An 18,650-nucleotide genomic window follows, 5' to 3' on the forward strand; every position below is an offset into this window, starting at 1 on the left:
CATGCCCGGTTCTAATCTCACTCGTATTGAAGCCGAAGAACGTAAGGCCGTTATCGAAGCGCCGATTCACTATCACGTCGACCTTGACCTGACGGTCGGCGCGAAGAACTTCGGTTCCAAGTCGCTCATCTGCTTCAACGCGAAGCCTGGTTCATCGACATTCCTTGACCTGATTGCCGATGAGGTCACCGCCATCGAGCTCAATGGCAAGTCTTTGGACCCGGCTACGGCGTTCCAGGACAACCGCATCGAGTTGACGGATTTGAAGGAGAAGAACGAGGTCACCGTCGAGGCGCTGTGTCGCTACTCCAACACCGGCGAAGGCCTGCACCGTTCGGTCGACCCGTCCGATGGCAACATCTACCTGTACTCCCAGTTCGAGGTGCCGGATGCCCGCCGCGTGTACGCCGTGTTCGACCAGCCTGATTTGAAGGCCACCTTCGATTTCAAGGTCCTGGCCCCTAAGAGCTGGATTGTCACCTCCAACATGCCGGTCGCCACCATCGAGGACGATCCGCGCGAAACTCTGGACGGCACACTCGGCGATAAGCCGAACGAAAGCACCCGCCTCTGGGACTTCGAGCCGACCCCGGTGATGAGCTCCTACTTGACCGCCATCTGCGCCGGCCCGTACGCCGAATGGCACACCGAATACCTGAACGAAGACGGTCGCACCGTGCCGATGGCCCAGTACTGCCGACAGTCGTTGGCCAAGGCCTTCGCGAAGGACGTCGACTACCTGTTCGACATCACCAAGAAGGGCTTCGCGTTCTACGCCAAGACCTGGGGCGTGCCCTACCCGTACGCCAAGTTCGACCAGATCTACGTTCCCGAATACAACGCGGGCGCTATGGAGAACATCGGCATGGTCACCATCCGCGACTCCTACGTGTTCGAGTCCAAGGTGACCGACGCGCTGGCCGAGCGCCGCGTGGTCACCGTGCTGCACGAGCTGGCCCACATGTGGTTCGGCGACTACGTGACCATGAAGTGGTGGAATGACCTGTGGCTCAACGAGTCCTTCGCGGAGTTCACCTCCACGCTGGCCACCGCCGAAGCCACCGAATGGCATGACGCCTGGGCCACCTTCTGCTCCGGTGAGAAGAGCTGGGCGTTGCGCCAGGATCAGCTGCCCACCACGCACCCGATCGTCGCCCCGATCAACGACCTCAACGACACCTACGTCAACTTCGACGGCATCACCTACGCCAAGGGCGCCTCCGTGCTGAAGCAGCTGGCATTCTACGTGGGCCGCACGCAGTTCTTCGAAGGTATCCACAACTACCTGAACCGCCACGCCTACTCCAACGCCACCCTGGCCGACCTGCTGAGCGAACTGGAGAAGACCTCCGGCCGCGATCTCAAGGCCTGGAGCGCCAAGTGGCTGGAGGAATCCGGCATCAACACGATCGCCACCGGCCTGACCGTAAACGCGGACGGCACCATCGCCGAACTGAAGCTCACCCAGAGCGCGCCGGCCGAGCACCCGGTGCTGCGCCCGCATCGCCTGGCCGTCGGCTTCTACAACGAAGACGCCGCAACTGGCAAGATCGTGCGCACCGAGCAGTTCGAACTCGACGTGGATGGCGAAACCACCATCGTCGAGGCCGCGGCAGGCAAGCCGCGCCCGACATTCGTGCTGATCAACGACGATGACCTGACCTACACCAAGATTCGTTTCGACGCCGAATCCCAGGCATTCGCCGAAGCCAACCTGCATCGTTTCGACGATGCCCTGGCCCGCGCCGTGACCTGGCTCGCCTTCTGGGATATGACCCGTGACGGCGAATTCCCGGCCGAACGCTTCGTGGACATGACCCTGCGTCTTCTGGCCACGGAAACCGAATCCACCACCTTCCGTTACGCGCTGGCCTGCATGAGCACCACCGCCCACCACTACGTGGCGCCCGCCCGCCGCGACAACGTGCTGCGCCACGTGGCCGCCGAACTGTGGACCCTGGCCAACGCCGCCGAAGCTGGCTCGGACACCCAGTTCCAGCTCGCCACCGCCTACCTGGGCTATGGCGAGGAGGGCGATGCCGCATTCGCCGCCAACGCACACGGTCTGCTGGACGGCACCGTGCGTCTTGAAGGCCTCGAAATCGACAACAACTTCACGTGGACCATCGTCCAGGCGCTCACCTCCGTCAACGAGATGACCAACGACGACGTGGACGCGCAGCTCGCCAAGAAGGAGACCACGGAAAACCGCGAGTTCGCCTACGGCGCCCGCGCCTCCATGGCCACGACGCAAGCCAAGGAATGGGCTTGGGATCAGGCGCTCCACAACGACGAGCTGACCAACTCCCAGCTCGAAGCCGTGGCCCGTGGCTTCTCCGCCACCCCGCGCCCCGATCTGGCCGAGCCGTTCGCCGCCAAGTACTTCGAGACTGTGGACTGGATCTGGGCCAACAAGACCTACCACATGGCCGACGCCCTGCTCAACGGCCTGTACCCGGGTTACGCCGATCCCGCCACGCTGGTCAAGCTCGGTGACGCCTGGCTGGACGAGCACATTGCCGCCGACAATGCCCTGAAGCGTCTGATCGTCGAAAACGTGGCATCCTCCCACCGCACCCTCAAGGTTCGCGAATACAACGAAGCGCTCTGATTTCCTTCTGGCTCCCCTCGGGTGCGAGGGGAGCTGTCGCCTCAGGCGACTGAGGGAATCGCTTCCGCGAGGAGCTACGTCCACATTCCAACATAAAACCCGCAACCAATCCTTAACAGCGTATTCTCGCTCAAGGCCGGCAATGTGCCGGTCGATGAGCGACAAGGATACGGGGAATGATTGCGGGCTTTTCCATAACTTCATTACTACTGATTCTGTTGGCCGGAATCGGCGCAGGATTCGTGGGCTATGCGGTAGGCGCATCGTCACTGGTCTCATACCCGGCCTTGCTCGCGTTCGGCATTCCGCCTGTATTGGCAAACGCTTCTAACACCGTTGGCGTGGTCGGCACGGGCATCGGTGGCGTGATGGGCGCGCGCAAAGAACTCAAAGGCCAAGCGGTACGCTCCATTACGTATGTGGTCATCGGCGCGTTCGGCGGGGTGGCCGGTGCGTTTCTGTTGCTCAAACTCGACCCGAGTGTCTTTGAATTCGCCGCACCAGTGCTGATTTTGCTGAGCTCGCTGATCATCGCCATCAATCCGCGCGGCCGCATGCAGGCCAAGCAGGCTGCCGCGGATGCCACCGCGCAACTCAAGCACATCGAAGCCACTGAAGCCACCGATGCCACTGATGCCACTGATGCCGCCAAGCGCGCAACCACCCCTACCGCACCTCACCGCCCGCCGGAACAACTCGTGCAGCCCATGAGTCAGGATTCCTGGTGGGTATGGCTGGGCGTGGTGGCAGTCGCCATCTACTCCGGCTACTTCGGCGCGGGCGCCGGCACCCTGGCTCTCGCCGTGCTTGATGCCGCCAAAATCGGCCCATTCCACAAGATTAATGCATTGAAAACCCTGATCGGCACAGGCGCGAACATCAGCGCCTCAGTGGTATTCATCATCCAAGGCGCGGTCGATTGGCCGGCCGCCATCATGCTGTGTATCGGCTGCTTCATCGGCGGGTACATCGCCCCGCCCATCACCCGCAAGATTCCCGCAAACATCATGCGCGCCGCCGCCGTAATCGCCGGCATCATTCTCACCATCGATCTGGGGCTCAAAACCTATTGATTCGTGCCTTACACTGATGCAGTGAAGCATACAGCATGGCCGCCAACCGCAGCGTGGCCGCAGACCCCGATAAGGTGGCCAATGTCTGGCATTTGGCGACTGCGGAACCTGAGCGCCTAGAAGCCAGCGCGGCAGGCGAAGCGGTGAGTGACTTCCTCGATCCGCCAGACACGTCGCAGATTCACGGCGTTGCGTGCCATGCTGATTGGTGGTTCGCGGCGCGAGCAGGTGCTGTTCGCCGGCGTTATGAAGGGGCTACTCGCGCCCATCAACAATCCGCGATATGTCATCATCGGCAAGGAATGGGGCGTGCGCACGTACGGTGTAAGCTTCCCATGCCCGTCCGTATTTGCCCGCCGCCAGCAGGACGCCGAAATACTGCGCCGGCAGTTGGACCGCTGCCTGACGCATTGCACCATGGTGTACACCCGCACTGAGGAAGGCCGGCGTACGCTACTTCGTTGCCAAACGCGTTCTTTCCTCAACCGTGACGAGCAACTGCCGCGCATACTGACCACAACATCGGAGTGATAGATCGTTGCATGCATAGCCGAGACCACTCCGGTAGAGGAGATGCCGTTGGACATGTTCACCGCATGGCTCAGCGTGTTCCTCGCCGTCGTGTTGTATACGATCACGTTTGCCGGCCCATTCGTGCTGGTACGCCGTCTTCGTTCCCGCGCCAGAGCCCATCGACCTGCCCGGCATGCCCGTTAACCGATACTTCTCATTGTTCGTCTATCGAGCAAGGTGGCACGTACGATACTTGGTATAGGGGAGAGTTTCTCGCTGTTTGTGGTGGAAAATCCGAGTTTTATTATCTGAGTCAGTGCTTTGGGTTTGCGTTTTGGGCTCGATTTACTGTTGGGCGGCGATATCCGGGGCGGGCGGCTAGCTGTTGGGGTTCTTGTCGCGGCTGTAGATGTGTGTTCGGTCTATCGGTGATGCTTGTCCTGTTCGTGGACCGGGCGAAGTGCGGGACGACGCGCGGATTTCGCGGTTTTTCGTCTGCCGTCCCGCAGAGAGCCCGGGGGATGATTATGGTCCGTAACGGGGATTGGCGTGATTGCGCGGTTCTGGCGGTTGATAGTGTGGAACGCCACGAACGTCAAACGATTGATTTCTCTACCATCCCACGTTCCTGCGGGACGCCGCGCGGAAACCGGCCAAATCCGCGTGCCGTCCCACAGGCATGAGGCTGTATTCGGCCGGCCACTGTCCATGGCGGACGGACGAACAGACCCCACTGGCCATCGTCTGCGCTTCTGCAGCGCTCACCCCGGCCTTCCACAGAAATCATGACAGCATGAAGGTGACGAATGGCCTGGCTTGCCTGTGGACGTCGATCAATGTGTGCGACAATGATTCGCGGTACATGGCCCCTGGCGCTGGAGTCGCAGATGCTGCTTGTGTGGCACAGGAGCTGTGCCGGTACGTGTGATAGCCGGCTTGTTGTCCGTACTGCTGACTGTATGGTTGCCTTACGAAGCGGTTTTTGATGAGAGAAGGTTGATGATGTGGGATCGTGTGGATGCTGTTGCCGGTGCGGTTGTTCGTCGGCAGTTGGATTGGCCGTGGTACATGCTGGAGGCCGTGGTGTTCGTCGGCGTGCTGTGGCTGCTGAATGCTGATAAATCTGGTTTTCCTTTCTGGGTGGGTAGGGTTTTTCGGTACGGCATTGTTGTCTGGTGCGTGTTCGTGGTGGCTGGTTCGTTGCTCGGCTGGCGTATGGTCCGTGTCAGGCAGCGCATGTGGCCGACGTGGCGGTATTGGTATCGCAACGGCGTCATCGCGTCGTTCGTGGTGGCGTGCGTTTGCATTGCGATGATGTGTTGGGCTTTTTTCCGTGGTTTCGGGGTTCCTGTGCTGGTTGAGATCCGTTATGAGCCGGCTCCCGGGGTTTCTTCGGTCACGTATTCGGTCCATGCGCGTGATTGGCAGGCCAAACGGACCGTCGATGCTGGAAGCACGGTGGTGCTTCGTGGCGAAGCCGTGCGTAATATGCGGGTGAACAGGTTCTACAGCAAGGGACCGTGGCTGACGTTCACGCTGAATGTGTATGACAATAATGGCTTTTTGAGTAATTACGCCACGCGGTATATGCAGGTGGTGGTGTTGCCTGTGCCGGCTCGTTCGCAGGGGGTATGCGTGGTGCTCGGTAAGCGATTTGTTGGGGCATGCGGTTCGGCCACAGTTGGTGGGGCCGCCGCAGAATGTGTTGCAGGTATTGTCCGCTCATCCGTTGCGCCCCAATGTGATTGTTGCTTCGGGGCGGGCGTATCTGTGGGTGTCCTGCGATAGGTGGAATATCTACGACCGTTTCATGAACCCCGGTTTGGAGTCGCAGATGCTGCCGTTGGGCAGCGAGTTGTGCGGTCTTCTTGCCGGCCGCGTGTGATGTGTATTGCGTACGCGGCGATGCTGGTCGTATGGTGGTGTCATGCCGTTCTTTGAGAGGCCGTCAGGGCCCACGCGTCATATTTTCAAGTATGGTCCATCTCGTATTTATTGCTACGATCGGCCGGATTCGCTGTTAATGCCGGTGGGTGCCCGGCGCACGTACAGGTCATTGCTGAAGTGGGAGCGGAAGTTGCCCTGTGCCACGCCGTTGGATGGGATCGCGCGTGATCTGGGTGCTTTCTGGCTGTTGGACCAGTGGTTCACGGTCGGTCTGCATGGGTGGGCCGAATCGATGATTAGTTCCAGTCTGTCGGATCGTAATCGTACGTTCTGCCAGTCCGTGTTCCGTGCGTCCGATGCCGCGAACCCCAAGTATGTGCCGTTATTGAAGGAGCATCGCGATATGCTGTTCGACCGGGTGCGCGGTGGTGTGGCGGGGTTGGATTCGGCCGCGATGGATTATGTCGGACTTCGCGCGGCCTGTTGCCGTGCGGGGCTTGCGGATTGGCTGTTCGGCCCGGATCGGGGGATATTGCTCAATGATGTTCCGGGCACTGGCGCGTGGAACACGGACTCGTTCCCGCCTGATGGCTGGCGCGAGCAGCTGGGCTGGACGCCGCCGGTTTAGTATGCCGCACGCCATCTGTACAGCCTGTACGGCATCGTTGGGGGCCTCGTCATGTCCGGTCCGGTATCTGGTTTGCCGGGCCTGGGCATCTGCTGCTCGTCCTTGTTCCCTTTCTTGACAATGACAGAGGCTTTTGTTGAACAGAATGTGGGAGTATGCTTAGTTTCTCGTAGGGGGTTCTTTTTTATTGAAGCTCCTCGGCGTAATTGACCAATGACGGCGTGAGCCGGGAAGAGTTAAGGAGATGGGCCATGGCAGAACATATTTCCGCTGAAGCTGGCGCGCTTGCGAAGGGCCAGCAGGCCGTTGCGGAAGCGAGGCAGGGCATCCAGCAGGAGATCACCAGGGTTCGTGGCGAGATCGAGCAGATGGGATCGTACTGGTCCGGCGATGCGGCGACCGCTTTCACCCGCATGGTGAATGCTTGGGATGAGAAGACTTCCAGCATCAACAACCAGCTGAACCAGCTGGAGCAGTCCCTGCGGTCCACGGAGCAGGAGCAGGAGCGTTACGAGCAGGAGACCCAGCAGTCCACCTCGAAGATCGCCAGCATGCTGAGCTGATTGGTTCGAGAAACAAGTATCAGGCAGATAAGGAAAGCAAGGAAATATTATGGCTATTGGTTCTTTTGCCGTGAATCCGGCTCAGGTGCAGGCCCTGTCCGAGAGCATTCGTAATGGCGCTAACGGCATTCAGCAGAAGCTGGATGATCTGGACGCCAAGGTCAGCCAGCTGAAGCAGAACTGGGATGGTTCCGCGCAGCAGGCGTATGCTCAGGCGCAGAGCAAGTGGAACGCCGATTTGAACGATGTGCGCAACATTCTTGCGCAGATCGCTTCGGCCACTGCTGAGATTTCGAGTGGCTACACCGCCAGCGACCACAAGGCCGCCGGTTTCTTCGGCTGATTGAGCCGATTCTTTGAAGTGCTGTGTTTGCCGTTCCATTGCGGTGTTGGTATGGAACGGCAAACGCGTGTATATGCAGTGAATGCGTTGATGTGAGTGAACGGGGGAGAACCATGGCGGAAGAGATTCGTTACGATGCCGATGAGGCCAATCGACTGGCGGCACGCTTGGAAACGGCATCGGAGTCAGTCAACGATTCCGCGAGTGAGACTTATTGCGTGAAGGTGACTGGAGGATGGAAAGATCCACACACCAAGCGAATCAATGAGGCATTGGCCCGCAGCGTCGCAGTAATTCGTGAAGACCGGACGCGCTATTCGCAGAATATGGCTGATTATGGTAAGCGTTTGACGGATGCTACTGCCCATACCTCGAGATTCGAAGAAAGCATTCAGACTCAATTGCAAAACAAGCAAAATGAGATTGAGTCATTTGAAGTACATGAGATTTAAATAATTGCCGTTATCTTGACGTTGTGCAGCGCTGCGAAAAGAGGAGTAATGACCACAGATAGACCTGTCTTCTCCGTGTGTTCGGGGGTGTTGGCGGCTTCCTTGTTGTTGGTGTTGTCGCCGTCCGCGTATGCGGATGATATGGGTGGCTTGTGGCCGGTGAAGAACAGTGCGGTTGTCTCGGCGCATGAGGCTGGTCTGGATGGTTCCGGGGTGAAGATCGGTGTGCTGGACACTCGTGCTGTTTCGGATTATCCCGGGTTGTCGGACGCGAACATCGAATACCGGTTGGGATCGTTTGTTAATACGACTACCGACAAACCAGATGAGTGCCTGATAAAAGATGTACCGCTTCAGAAAACAGTCACTTCCAAAGAGGGGGATGCCTATTCGTCGCATGGCACTTACATGCTCACATGGCTGGTGGGCAATGGCAAGAGTTGGGATGCCAGCCAAGGGGTGACGGGTTTGGTGCCGAAGTCCGATGTTCTGTTTCTCACGGGAGGGCAAGATGGTGCGGGCGGGTTAACCATTACTTGTGATGGCATGGCTGTTGGGTCGGATATCGACAAGGACGTTAGTACCGCGGTCGACTGGGGCGCACGCATTATCAACATGTCAAATGGCGGTGGCGTAGGAGATTATGGTTATGATGGGATGCTCAAGGCACTACGTCATGGCGTGATTATTGTTTCGGGTCGTTCGAATGACAAGGAGACGGATGCTGTTGTCAATGGCAGTAGCACGGGTGTGATGACCGGCGACCCTAGAGAGCGGAGCTCGTTTCCTGGTGTGATCCGTAACAACGAGGTCGGTCCTGACGGGCAGATCGCCGGCATTTCGGATGTTGCTGATGCGAACGTGAACATTCTTGCCCCGGGCGATCAGGTGCTTCGTCCGTCCGATAATTCGACACGCATTTCGGTGGATACGGGTGGTACGTCGACTGGTTCGGCTGTGTTGTCTGGGTATTTGGCGTTGGCGGTGCAGAAGTGGCCGGATGCGACGGGTAATCAGATTCTGCAGTCTTTGGTGCGTAACACGAAGGGCAATGATTCGGGTGAGGCGAAGCTTGACCCGGGGCATAAACGGGGTTATGGCCAGGTCGATCCGGGCAGGCTGCTGAGTGTGGATCCCGTCCAGTATCCGGATGTGAATCCGATTTTGGAGGCGCAGGTGACCGCGGCGGCGAAGCTGTCGGATGATCGTGCGAAGTGGTATGCGCAGGATTGCTCCAAGAACCCCGACGGCATCGGCGATCTGCTCGACGCCGACTCGTATCCCGTTCCCTGCCAGGCGGGTGAGGTCGGCAGGGAGTATGAGCGTCAGAAGGCGGCGTGGAAGAAGGTGGAGCAGTGCAGGTCTGATGGCGGTTCGGATTGCATGAGGTATTCCGCCACGGCAACCGCGGATGAGACTGAAGGCAAGTCTGATGGCAAGTCTGACGGCAAGTCTGACGGCAAGTCTGACGGCAGGACCGTGCTGCCGGATACCGGTGACGGGAAGGATGTTGTGAAGTCGTCCGGTGTGCCGGTGTGGGTGTGGCTGGCCGCCGGTGGCGTGGGTGTCGCCGTGGTGGCTGGTGGCATCGTGTTGGCGGTGGTGCTGTCGAAGCGCAGCAAGAAAGGCCGTTCACGGCATGGCGGCCCTGCGTCGGGCAGGGGGCCGTTGCCGCCGGTGAACCCGTATTCTCCTCAGGTGCCCGGTACCGGCAATGGCATGGTCCCGCCGCCGGCCGCAGGCCAATACGCGCCGCAACAGCAGGCACCATACCCTTCAGCGTTCCCGCAACAAACACCGTATCCGGCAGTACCATATCCGGTGCCTCCGCAGCAGGCGGCCCAACCGCCCGTAACACCAGGCAATACACAAAACCCGTATACCAACAACAACCGTAATAACCGTTGAGCTGCGTTGGCACAGATGATAGAGGGACATCCTGATGGCGAAGGTTCGTGTTGGTGGCCCATTCAGTTTCCGTAAGGTGGAGGATCCCTTCGATTTCAGGGAGCGTGGATGGGAAGTGTTAGATCCATTCGTTGCTGATGGCACTACGATGTCTTTGCCGTCGTGGTTGACGTTCATGTGTGCGTCGGGGCTACCGTGTTTGAGAAAACGCCAATGTCGGACGGTCCTATGTCCACGGTGCGGTGGGTGGATATGGCGGTCGCGCCGAGCGGCAATGTGCAGCTCATTCTCGATATCTTCAACAAGACCGGGGTCCCGGCGTATGTGAGCAGGCTGTGCTCGGGGGCATACTGTCGTTACGCAACCACGTGGCCGTGGACGTGGTACAGTTCGTCTCGCCTGTGGCCAGCGTGGCCACGCGCGGCCGATGGTCGCAGGCGCTGAACGAATCATTACCGGCCAATGAGCCTTCGGCCGTTGCTCCGGGCGTGCGGGAACGGCGCGTTCTGAAGTTCGCCGACCGGCTCAACCCGTGCGTGGCGCGTACAGTGCGTGTGCTGTCCGCGCCGAGACCGGGGGAGACCCCATACGTGTACATCAGCGAGGATGGCGGCGTCAACCAGCTTCAGGTGCGGTTCGCCGCAGCCGGTGCCGCAATGTGGATGGTGAACATCTACCCACGCATGCTGGTGCAGCAGGTGGTTCCCGACGCGATGTGCGGAGCGCCCCAGCGATTCATGTAATTCATATAAACCGAATAAGCCGGTATCAGAAGACATCGATTCGTTTGACTGATGGATTTCGTTGTTATACCGAAGTCCGTTGCCTTTTCCCACGCAAACCAACAATCCATGCGATGCTCCACAAGCACAGTACGCAGATTGCAGCAATGGCCACGATCTGTTTGGTCCGGGCATTGCGGTCCTGAGTGGGATGCAACACGATGGTGTCTTGGTAGGAGCTGGATTGGAAGGGCTTGGATAAGCCATCCAACTGCGGGCCGCGCAAATTGCCTGACAGGGTGACAGATACAGCGTTCATAGGGTCCATGATGCCCCAGCCGGTCAGCTGGTCGCGATTGTCTGGGTCGGCACGGTTGGCGGTGGCAAGAATACGTTGCCGCCATTGTACCGGCAACTCATTAGGATACATCGAGGCCACCAGCGCGGCTTCTCCGCTCACGTATGCTGTGGCGAAGCTTGAGGAGGCTGCATCGGTGGCGAACACACAGTCCACTCCTCCCGGAATCGTTCCGGCCGTCTGCATACCAGGAGCTGCGATATCGACTTGATCTCCATGTACGGAGTCGTTGGTGGGCTGTAGGTCAGTGTTCAACGCCGTCACGCCGATGACCTCAGGATAGGCGGCTGGGTATCGTTCGCCATCTTTGGTACTGGCCGAGGTGAGGCGATTGCCGGCACTGGCGATGATGAGACTGCCGTGCGTTTCGGCATAGGACACTGCCTGCTGCATCTCGGGAATATTGCGGGTGTCGCTCAGGGAGATGTTGATGATTTTCGCACCGTGATCGACTGCATAAGTGACTGCTGCCCCGATTGTTTCCATGGAGGGGGCACCCACTTGTCTGCCGTTCTCCTCCCGAATGGTATCGAACACGCGAATCGGCATGATGGTGGCACCGGGGGCAATGCCCTGAACGGATGAACCGTCTACTGGACGCGCGGCGATGATGCCGGCAACCGCGGTGCCATGATTGTAGGTATCGATGGTTCCGTTGGATGGGTCGCCCTTAACCATGCTGGTGCCCGGTATCACGGCACCGCTCAGATGCGGGTTGTCAGTGTCCACGCCGGAATCGATGACGGCGACAATCACGTTTTGCCCGGTGGCATGCTGATGCAGAGTATCGAGCTCGAATAGATTATTGGTCCAGGGCTGCTGTGTGACGTAATTCTCGATGCCTGCCTGGCATTGTGCTTGCCCCGATGAGGTTTGGGATGATGAGTCAGAAGAGTCAGATGAGTCGGCGTATGCGGCTTGTGGCGCCGCCGCGCATATACCCGCCATACTTGTGGCCAGACCAACTGCAAGCATGGCGCTCAGAGTTTTGGCTACGGTGGCGCGTGCTGCTGAACGCAGACGCGGCATAGCGGGAAACGGCATACGATTCATAATCAGTTCTTCCCGGTCTGTTCGAGCACAGCTTGCGGGTTGGGCGCATTGCCTGCGGCTTCGGTGGTGAGCTGCACTCCTGAGGGGAAGATGTCTACCCATGAACGCGGCACGGAACGAACATCCTGACCGGTGTAGCCTAAACGGTTCAGTATCTCTTGTGTTGCGTGGGGAATCGGATATGCGGTACCGGTGGAATCGATGGCGAATACCGTTCCCTTGTCGGTATCTCCGATCGCCGAACGCAACAGCGCCCCGGTGCCACCAGTAATCGTGGTGGAAACAGTGCTTTTTTCGCTGGCATCGGCTCCCGATGCAGTATCCGCCCCTGACTCGGCGGAGGATCTGACCGCAAGCCGCACGCGTGAAGTAAGTCGTTCGTGGCCCGATGCAGACAGGGGGAATGTGGCGCATATGGTCGGCGTGCCGCTCACCTGCTGCAACGCACTGGTGGGCCAATTCGTCGGAATAACTGATGATGTGGCGTTGGCTAGGCTTTGGAAGTCGTGGGCAGACAGCGCTGTGGGGCGTGCGATGGATTCTGGTTTGCCGATGATGTACAGGTTGTAGGAGAAGTCATCTAGTGCGGTGATCTTGCCGCCCTCCTGCACAAGGTATTTTGTTGACTTCGTCTCGCCCTGCTGGGTGACGATGCCGCCGACCGCCACTTCGGTGCCATTAACGTTGACGAACGAGCCCGCTCCGGGAACAGTGATGGGTTTGATTGGGCTTCCGGCTTCGAACAGGTTGATCCACTGTGCGGTTGCCTTGATGGTTCTGGTCTGTGGTACTCCGAACACACGCAGGAAACTGTCTCGAATTGAAGATTCCGATGGCAGTTCGTAACGCTTGGAACCGGAAACAAGGTAACTGGTGTTGTCCACAGTGGCGACGATGGCCGTACGACTATCGGCACCAGTAGCTAAGGCGGTATTGCTAATGGTGTTGCTGAGCTTCATATTGTCCATGCAGCTGGTCAGCGAACCGGATATCAGCTGGTTTTGTGCAGGGAGTGAATCGGGGGCTCCCAGAATGCCAAGAGTCGAACCGATGGGAATTCCCGCCAACTGGTCGTCGTCCACGGTCAATACGTCGAAATCCGAGGAGGGGATGAGCAGTCGCGCACTGATGGCATTGATAACCGGGTGAAGCGTGCCGTTGACACTGACATATCGTGCTGCGGAATTCTTGGCCACGATGAGCTTGTTGTTTTTCCAATCCGAGGGCAGAGACGGGCTCATGATGCCGTAGAACACGCTGATGAGTATGGTGATGACCACCAATCCCAGTCCCACAATCACCGGCGTCTGGTTCTTCTTCGGCGTGAGCTCCACGCCGGAAGGAATGCCGCTGGTAAATGCAGTGACCAGTCTCCTACGTGAGTAGCTTTGCGCTTCGGAAAGATCCTTTTTATCAGCCATGGCCTATGTTTTCCGTTTCCCTGAAAAGTTCTTGTGACGATTCCCCATCGGATTTATCTGGCAACCATCCACGCTCACATGGTGATGGCGAGATAGGCAAGTGGCGGCAGCAGCACGAGGCACAGCATCTCGGCGGCGTCCGCCATTCTGGTGGCAAACAATGACTGCTGACGTGTAACGTTCGTGAGAATGATGGTCGCCAAAGCGCTCGCCAGCATGATGAGAATAAGCGGTATGTTCAGTTCGGGGTGAGCCTGGCTGGCGAGCAGGCCGGTGGCGATAATGCCGATTCCGGCGGCTCCCACGGTGACGATCATCTCCCTAAGCGTATAGATTTGGCGGGAATCGAGCAGCATGCCCATGAATGCCAACAGGCAGATGGCCGCTCCCAACGGTGTGCTCAGCGAAACCAGCAGCGGCGTGGCAATGAGCAGCAGGGAGGCGACGGCGATACGCCCGATGAACAACATGGTGGAACCGAAAATATACCGCTGTTTGATGTCTTCATAATCAATGTCTTCAGGCAGTTTGAAGATATCAGATTCGCTGTGTGGGCTGTTCACGCTGATACGTGCCAGCGATAGGCACATAGAGGGCAGTGCGTTGGCGGCGAGTGCAACGGCTGTGGCGGTGAAAATCCATATCTGGGGCTCATTGATGGGGAACATGAATGCCAATCCGCTGGGTATCACCGCAATCACGCCGATGACGATGGGGATGAGAGAGTACGGCCTGGTTCGTGATGCGGCAGCGGCCATCAGTCCGCCATCGACGATAAGCCCTGCCGCAGCTCCCAGCAGAGGCAACCCATGGAAAGGATGCCCCGGGAACAGCGTGGAGATGAGCTGGTAGCCGCCGATCGCGGCGAACACGCTAGAGATGAGTCCCATGGCCAATGCCTGCGGAATCATATTCTTGCCGCTTAATACCGAGCAGAGTGCAATCAGCACCAATGCGAAGCCGAATCCCAATGCCGCATTGACAATGGATGGTGGGAATACCGCGAGCAAGCCGGCGCTGATGGCAAGCATTCCGGCGCTGATGATAAGGGAGGTCAGCGTGGTGTGGTCGTTGGTCCATGGTTTGTACACACGCTGCACGCTTGCGCCCACCGCTTCAACGACATCGTCATACATGATGTCCGTTTCGTTCAACGCCCCGGGTTCGAGAGTAAGGGTGCTGCCTTCTTCCACGTGTTGTTCGTCAAGCGTTTGGGAAGGGGAGAGGGTCTCGCCCTCGCTGTTGAGCAGACGGTAACCGCCATAGACTATTGCCGGGTCAAGCACGCCCAGTCGGCGGGCTATGTCGGGTAGCAGATCGGCCACAATCGGTGTGGGGCCAACGGAGAGTTCGATGGTTCTTGCCTTGTATGCAATGGTGATATGGAGCTGCCGGGTTGCTTCCGGGTCCAATGGCGCGGCCTGCGATGCCGTAGGCGCTGCGGGAGCCGCAGGTGCCGTAGACATGGGTGCCGGAACGGCACCCGGCTGGAATGGTGCGGAAGGTGCAGCGATGCCTTGATAGGGGGTATGGGCAAGGGGCGCGGGGCCTGGTGTGGGGAGCGGCGGCTTGTTCTGGCTCGAATGCATGCGTCGTGGTGGTATGGGGGTTCTCGCTGCCATAGACTTCCCTTCATGTGAGCATGCGGCGCTGCCGCGCGCACTCTTCTCTGATGGAGACTCACCGGCCCCAAGTGCTCCGGCGTGCTCTCCGTCTCCATTCATCATACGGTCTTAATCGCCGTGTTCACAGTGTTGCTTGCGAATACCGGAAAATGTTGGACAAGAGCTGAATGCCGGGTATGATGGGCCGTGCTGTTGTATATGGTGAAGAGAGTCAAGGGTGATGTACTCGTTGGCGGGAAAATCAAAGTTGTACCTTCCCGGTGGGCCGATATCATCCGGCTTGATCATCAGCAGTCGCAACGCGATATAAGCAAGCACTCATAAGAAGGGATGCGAAATGGCTGAGAAGATCAGGGCAGGCGAAGGCGCGCTTGAGAAGGGCGCCACGGCTGTAGAAAACGCCAGGACCGGCATTGATAGCCGAATCAAGGACATCGATAGCAAGATGGCCGAGTTGGGGTCGTTCTGGAGCGGCGACGCTGCCACCTCCTACAACACGTTGATGGCGAACTGGCAGGAGAAGGCCAATAAGCTGAACAACATCCTTAACGATTTGCGTGACAACCTGCGCGGAACCGCCAAGGACCAGGCCGCGAACGAGGAAGATAACCAGTCTCGCACTTCCCGACTCCAGTCGTTGCTGGGCTGAGCCGGATTCGATAACCAATATAGGAACGCTTAGAGTTTAAGGATTATCATCATGTCTTCTATTTCCGTTCGTCCGCAAATGGTGGACTCGCTGTCCACCGACATTGCCAACGATGCCAAGGCATCGGCCAGGAGCTGGAGAACCTCGACGCCGAGGTCCGCACCCTTATCGACCAGTGGGATGGTGCCGCGCAAGAGGCATACCACCGCGCCCAGAACGATTGGACCACCAAGCTGCAGGAGATGAACCAGATTCTTGGCCAGATTTCTCAGGCCACCGCTGAAATCGCCCAGCAGTATGTGGAGTCCGACAACCGTTCGGCTGCACGCTTCTGACTCTCTCCGGTTCGGGTGCCGCATGGGTATTCCACGCGGCACCCGAACATATTGGGGTTGTATCGTTTGCATCGGCCGGATTGGCCGATGGTTGTATATGGTGTGAAATTGGTGTGAGGGGAAACACATGGCGAATGACATTCATGTCGATGGCGATCGGGTGCGTGCCGAGGCCGCTAACCTGTTGACTGCCGGCAAAGACATCAAGGATGGTGTCGGCGCACATTGGGACGGCAGCACGCGCAGCAACCCTAATGATTTCGAGAAGGGTATGGAGAAGTATCTTCAGCAGGCGGCCAAGGTGTTCCAGGAATCGCGCGCGAATCTTGAGGCTTCCATTCGTCAGTATTCCGATTCGCTAGTGCGATCCGTTGCCGAAATCGAAAAGGGCGAGCAGTCCCAAGAAGAGACTATGGCCGGTGTGAAGGCACAAGTCGAAGCCGCTTCGGATGTGCAATTCGCGGATGAGAAAACCAAGGATATGTTGCGTGAGGTACTGCAGCCGCTTGACGACTTGCTTGGCACGGATTTGGCAGGCACGGTGCCGGATACCATGCCACTCACCGAGGTGCCGATGCCGCCTCAGCAGTCGGGGTCGGTCCCGTTGCCTCCGGCACGAGTCTAATTTTCCTGCGGCTGGGAGATGTTTTTATGGTGAAGGGCTGGTCTGTGAAGCGGTACACGCGGCGTTTGATTGGTGCTGCCGTGACTGTGGTGATGGCTGGTACGGTGTGTACGCCGGTTGCGATGGCCGATGATGCTGATTCGTCTGCCAGCTATTGGTATGTGGATAACATGGGCGTGCGTGACGCATGGAAGCAAGATATCACCGGCAAAGGTGTGAAGGTCGCGGTTATTGACAGCCAGGTGGTGTCCGATTATCCGGGGTTCGCCGATGCGAACATCTCGTATAAAGCGGTGCTGAAAAACGGGCTTGCATCGTGCACTGCTCAGACTAAACGGGGAACAGGCATCTTGAAGGCGTCGGATTCTTCGCTGAAGGCGGGGGAGCGTGGTATATATGCGACCCATGGCACCGAGATGGTGGCTCGTATTGTGGGTAATGAAGCTGGCTATGACGGTTCGCCAGGAATTATAGGCGTTGCTCCGGGAGCTGAGATCACCGCATACGCGGATGGTGTGGATAGCGGTCTCGGCGGTTCCGCAATGGATAAGAAGTGTAAGGATGACGAGGGCAACATAGCAGCAAACTCACTTTTGACGTTATCTGAAGTGATTCGGCATGATTATCGAATCATCAACATGTCATTTGGTACCACTATTGATATCACAGCCGATTTTGTGGCTGCGTATGTGTCCGCGTTGCGCAAGGGCATTATCCTTGTGTCGGGTCGTGACAACGACACCGATCCGGGAACCAATGATTTTGTGGGCATGCCTTTGAATAATTCGTATTTCCCGGGAGAGATAACGGTGAATTCGATTAATCCCGATGGGTCGCTGAGCTCCACTTCGGATGTGATGGATGGTAATGTGGCCATTCTTTCTCCGGGTACGAACATGCCGGTTTATCCTTGGGGGGACAGCAAGGATGCTGAAGTCGGTGATGGTGGCACGTCTTCCGCGACCGCCATTCTGTCTGGGTATTTGGCGTTGGTGTTGCAGAAGTGGCCCAAGGCTACCGGCAATCAGGTGCTCCAGTCGTTGATTCGTAACACGAAGGGCAATGAGTCGGGTGAGCCCCGGTTGGATCCTGAGCATAAGCGTGGGTTCGGCGAGGTGGATGTGGCCAAGCTGCTGAGTGTGGATCCCACCCAGTACCCGGATATCAATCCTCTGCTTGCCTGGGCGTATGAGACCAGTGAGAAGCATGAGGAGACCCGCGGCATGTACACCGACCACTCCGATTGGAAAGACGGTGCATATGGGGAGTCTGACCCATTCTCGCCTGACGGAGAAAAGATTTCCGTAACTAAAAACACCGATTTGGTGGGTCGGGAGTATGAGCGTCAGCAGGCCGCGTGGAAGAAAGTCGAGCGGTGCAAGGCTGACGGTGGTTCGGATTGCATGAAGTATTCCGCCACGAACACGGCTGATAAGGCTGACGGCAAGGACGGCGGCAGGACCGTGCTGCCCGATACGGGCGGTTCGAAGCTGCTCGGCGTGCCACTGTGGGTGTGGCTGGCCGCTGGCGGCGTGGGCGTCGCCGTGGTGGTCGGCGGCATCGTGTTGGCGGTGGTGTTGTCGAAGCGCGGCAGACGCCGTTCGCGGCATGGCGGCCACGCTTCAGGCAGGGGGCCGTTGCCGCCGGCGAACCCGTATCCGCCTCAAGTGCCTGGCGCTAATAATGGCATGGTCCCTCCACCGGCCGCGGGCCAGTACGTGCCGCAACAACAGGCACCACACTCTTCAGCGTTTCCGCGACAAACACCGTATCCGGCAGTACCATATCCGGTGCCTCCGCAGCAGGCGGCTCAACCGCCCGTGATGCCGGGCAATACACAAAACCCGTATACCAACAACAACCGCAACAACCGTTGAGCTAGAG

General features: G+C 58.4%; 17 protein-coding genes. 14 read left to right on the plus strand and 3 right to left on the minus strand.

The genetic code is table 11. The features are described from left to right. Position 1 precedes the first annotated feature (1 nt). From pepN to ACEUKI_RS08800, 10 genes are all read left to right on the plus strand, one after another. A complete protein-coding gene (pepN, locus tag ACEUKI_RS08755; RefSeq protein ID WP_374156738.1) occupies positions 2 to 2,611 on the plus strand; it encodes an aminopeptidase N in 2,610 nt (869 codons plus the stop codon). A 176-nt stretch (positions 2,612 to 2,787) separates the two neighbouring features. Next, positions 2,788 to 3,684, plus strand: coding sequence for a sulfite exporter TauE/SafE family protein (locus ACEUKI_RS08760; RefSeq protein ID WP_080785270.1), 897 nt, complete (start codon positions 2,788 to 2,790; stop codon positions 3,682 to 3,684). A gap of 198 nt (positions 3,685 to 3,882) precedes the next feature. Next, on the plus strand, positions 3,883 to 4,215 hold the full coding sequence (locus tag ACEUKI_RS08765) for a hypothetical protein (protein WP_179133479.1): 333 nt from the start codon (positions 3,883 to 3,885) through the stop codon (positions 4,213 to 4,215). 894 nt (positions 4,216 to 5,109) lie between these two features. Beyond that, a complete protein-coding gene (locus tag ACEUKI_RS08770) occupies positions 5,110 to 5,985 on the plus strand; it encodes a hypothetical protein (RefSeq protein ID WP_147295290.1) in 876 nt (291 codons plus the stop codon). 235 nt (positions 5,986 to 6,220) lie between these two features. Beyond that, positions 6,221 to 6,712, plus strand: coding sequence for a hypothetical protein (locus tag ACEUKI_RS08775; RefSeq protein WP_374156739.1), 492 nt, complete (start codon positions 6,221 to 6,223; stop codon positions 6,710 to 6,712). A 251-nt stretch (positions 6,713 to 6,963) separates the two neighbouring features. Next, the gene (locus ACEUKI_RS08780) at positions 6,964 to 7,275 is read left to right on the plus strand and encodes a WXG100 family type VII secretion target (RefSeq protein ID WP_032683420.1); all 312 of its coding nucleotides are present in this window, start codon (positions 6,964 to 6,966) and stop codon (positions 7,273 to 7,275) included. Between the two features lie 49 nt (positions 7,276 to 7,324). Further along, a complete protein-coding gene (locus tag ACEUKI_RS08785; RefSeq protein ID WP_032683413.1) occupies positions 7,325 to 7,618 on the plus strand; it encodes a WXG100 family type VII secretion target in 294 nt (97 codons plus the stop codon). 113 nt (positions 7,619 to 7,731) lie between these two features. Further along, positions 7,732 to 8,070, plus strand: coding sequence for a hypothetical protein (locus tag ACEUKI_RS08790; RefSeq protein ID WP_374156740.1), 339 nt, complete (start codon positions 7,732 to 7,734; stop codon positions 8,068 to 8,070). Between the two features lie 48 nt (positions 8,071 to 8,118). Next, complete coding sequence (locus ACEUKI_RS08795; protein ID WP_374156741.1) at positions 8,119 to 9,978, plus strand: S8 family serine peptidase; 1,860 nt, start codon at positions 8,119 to 8,121, stop codon at positions 9,976 to 9,978. A gap of 335 nt (positions 9,979 to 10,313) precedes the next feature. Then, entirely contained in the window at positions 10,314 to 10,721 is a 408-nt protein-coding gene (locus tag ACEUKI_RS08800; protein ID WP_374156742.1) for a hypothetical protein, read from the plus strand. Positions 10,722 to 10,785: 64 nt separating this feature from the next. Here the strand turns inward: ACEUKI_RS08800 and ACEUKI_RS08805 are convergent, their stop codons facing one another. The 3 genes from ACEUKI_RS08805 to ACEUKI_RS08815 form a co-directional block, all read right to left on the minus strand. Further along, entirely contained in the window at positions 10,786 to 12,102 is a 1,317-nt protein-coding gene (locus ACEUKI_RS08805; protein ID WP_374156743.1) for a S8 family serine peptidase, read from the minus strand. Positions 12,103 to 12,113: 11 nt separating this feature from the next. Then, complete coding sequence (eccB, locus tag ACEUKI_RS08810) at positions 12,114 to 13,532, minus strand: type VII secretion protein EccB (RefSeq protein ID WP_144169348.1); 1,419 nt, start codon at positions 13,530 to 13,532, stop codon at positions 12,114 to 12,116. Between the two features lie 74 nt (positions 13,533 to 13,606). Further along, the gene (locus tag ACEUKI_RS08815; RefSeq protein WP_115770836.1) at positions 13,607 to 14,998 is read right to left on the minus strand and encodes an EsaB/YukD family protein; all 1,392 of its coding nucleotides are present in this window, start codon (positions 14,996 to 14,998) and stop codon (positions 13,607 to 13,609) included. A gap of 496 nt (positions 14,999 to 15,494) precedes the next feature. Between ACEUKI_RS08815 and ACEUKI_RS08820 the strand changes: the two genes are divergently transcribed. The 4 genes from ACEUKI_RS08820 (at position 15,495) to ACEUKI_RS08835 (ending at position 18,643) form a co-directional block, all read left to right on the plus strand. Further along, entirely contained in the window at positions 15,495 to 15,806 is a 312-nt protein-coding gene (locus ACEUKI_RS08820; RefSeq protein ID WP_374156744.1) for a WXG100 family type VII secretion target, read from the plus strand. 167 nt (positions 15,807 to 15,973) lie between these two features. Beyond that, positions 15,974 to 16,141, plus strand: coding sequence for a WXG100 family type VII secretion target (locus ACEUKI_RS08825; protein WP_374156754.1), 168 nt, complete (start codon positions 15,974 to 15,976; stop codon positions 16,139 to 16,141). Between the two features lie 127 nt (positions 16,142 to 16,268). Further along, positions 16,269 to 16,766, plus strand: coding sequence for a malate synthase (locus ACEUKI_RS08830; RefSeq protein ID WP_143882035.1), 498 nt, complete (start codon positions 16,269 to 16,271; stop codon positions 16,764 to 16,766). A 26-nt stretch (positions 16,767 to 16,792) separates the two neighbouring features. Next, positions 16,793 to 18,643 (plus strand): S8 family serine peptidase, encoded by a 1,851-nt coding sequence (locus tag ACEUKI_RS08835; protein WP_374156745.1) that lies wholly within the window; start codon positions 16,793 to 16,795, stop codon positions 18,641 to 18,643. Positions 18,644 to 18,650: the final 7 nt, after the last annotated feature.

The sequence above is a fragment of the Bifidobacterium sp. 2450 genome (assembly GCF_041900695.1).
In the GTDB taxonomy this organism is placed as follows: domain Bacteria; phylum Actinomycetota; class Actinomycetes; order Actinomycetales; family Bifidobacteriaceae; genus Bifidobacterium; species Bifidobacterium longum.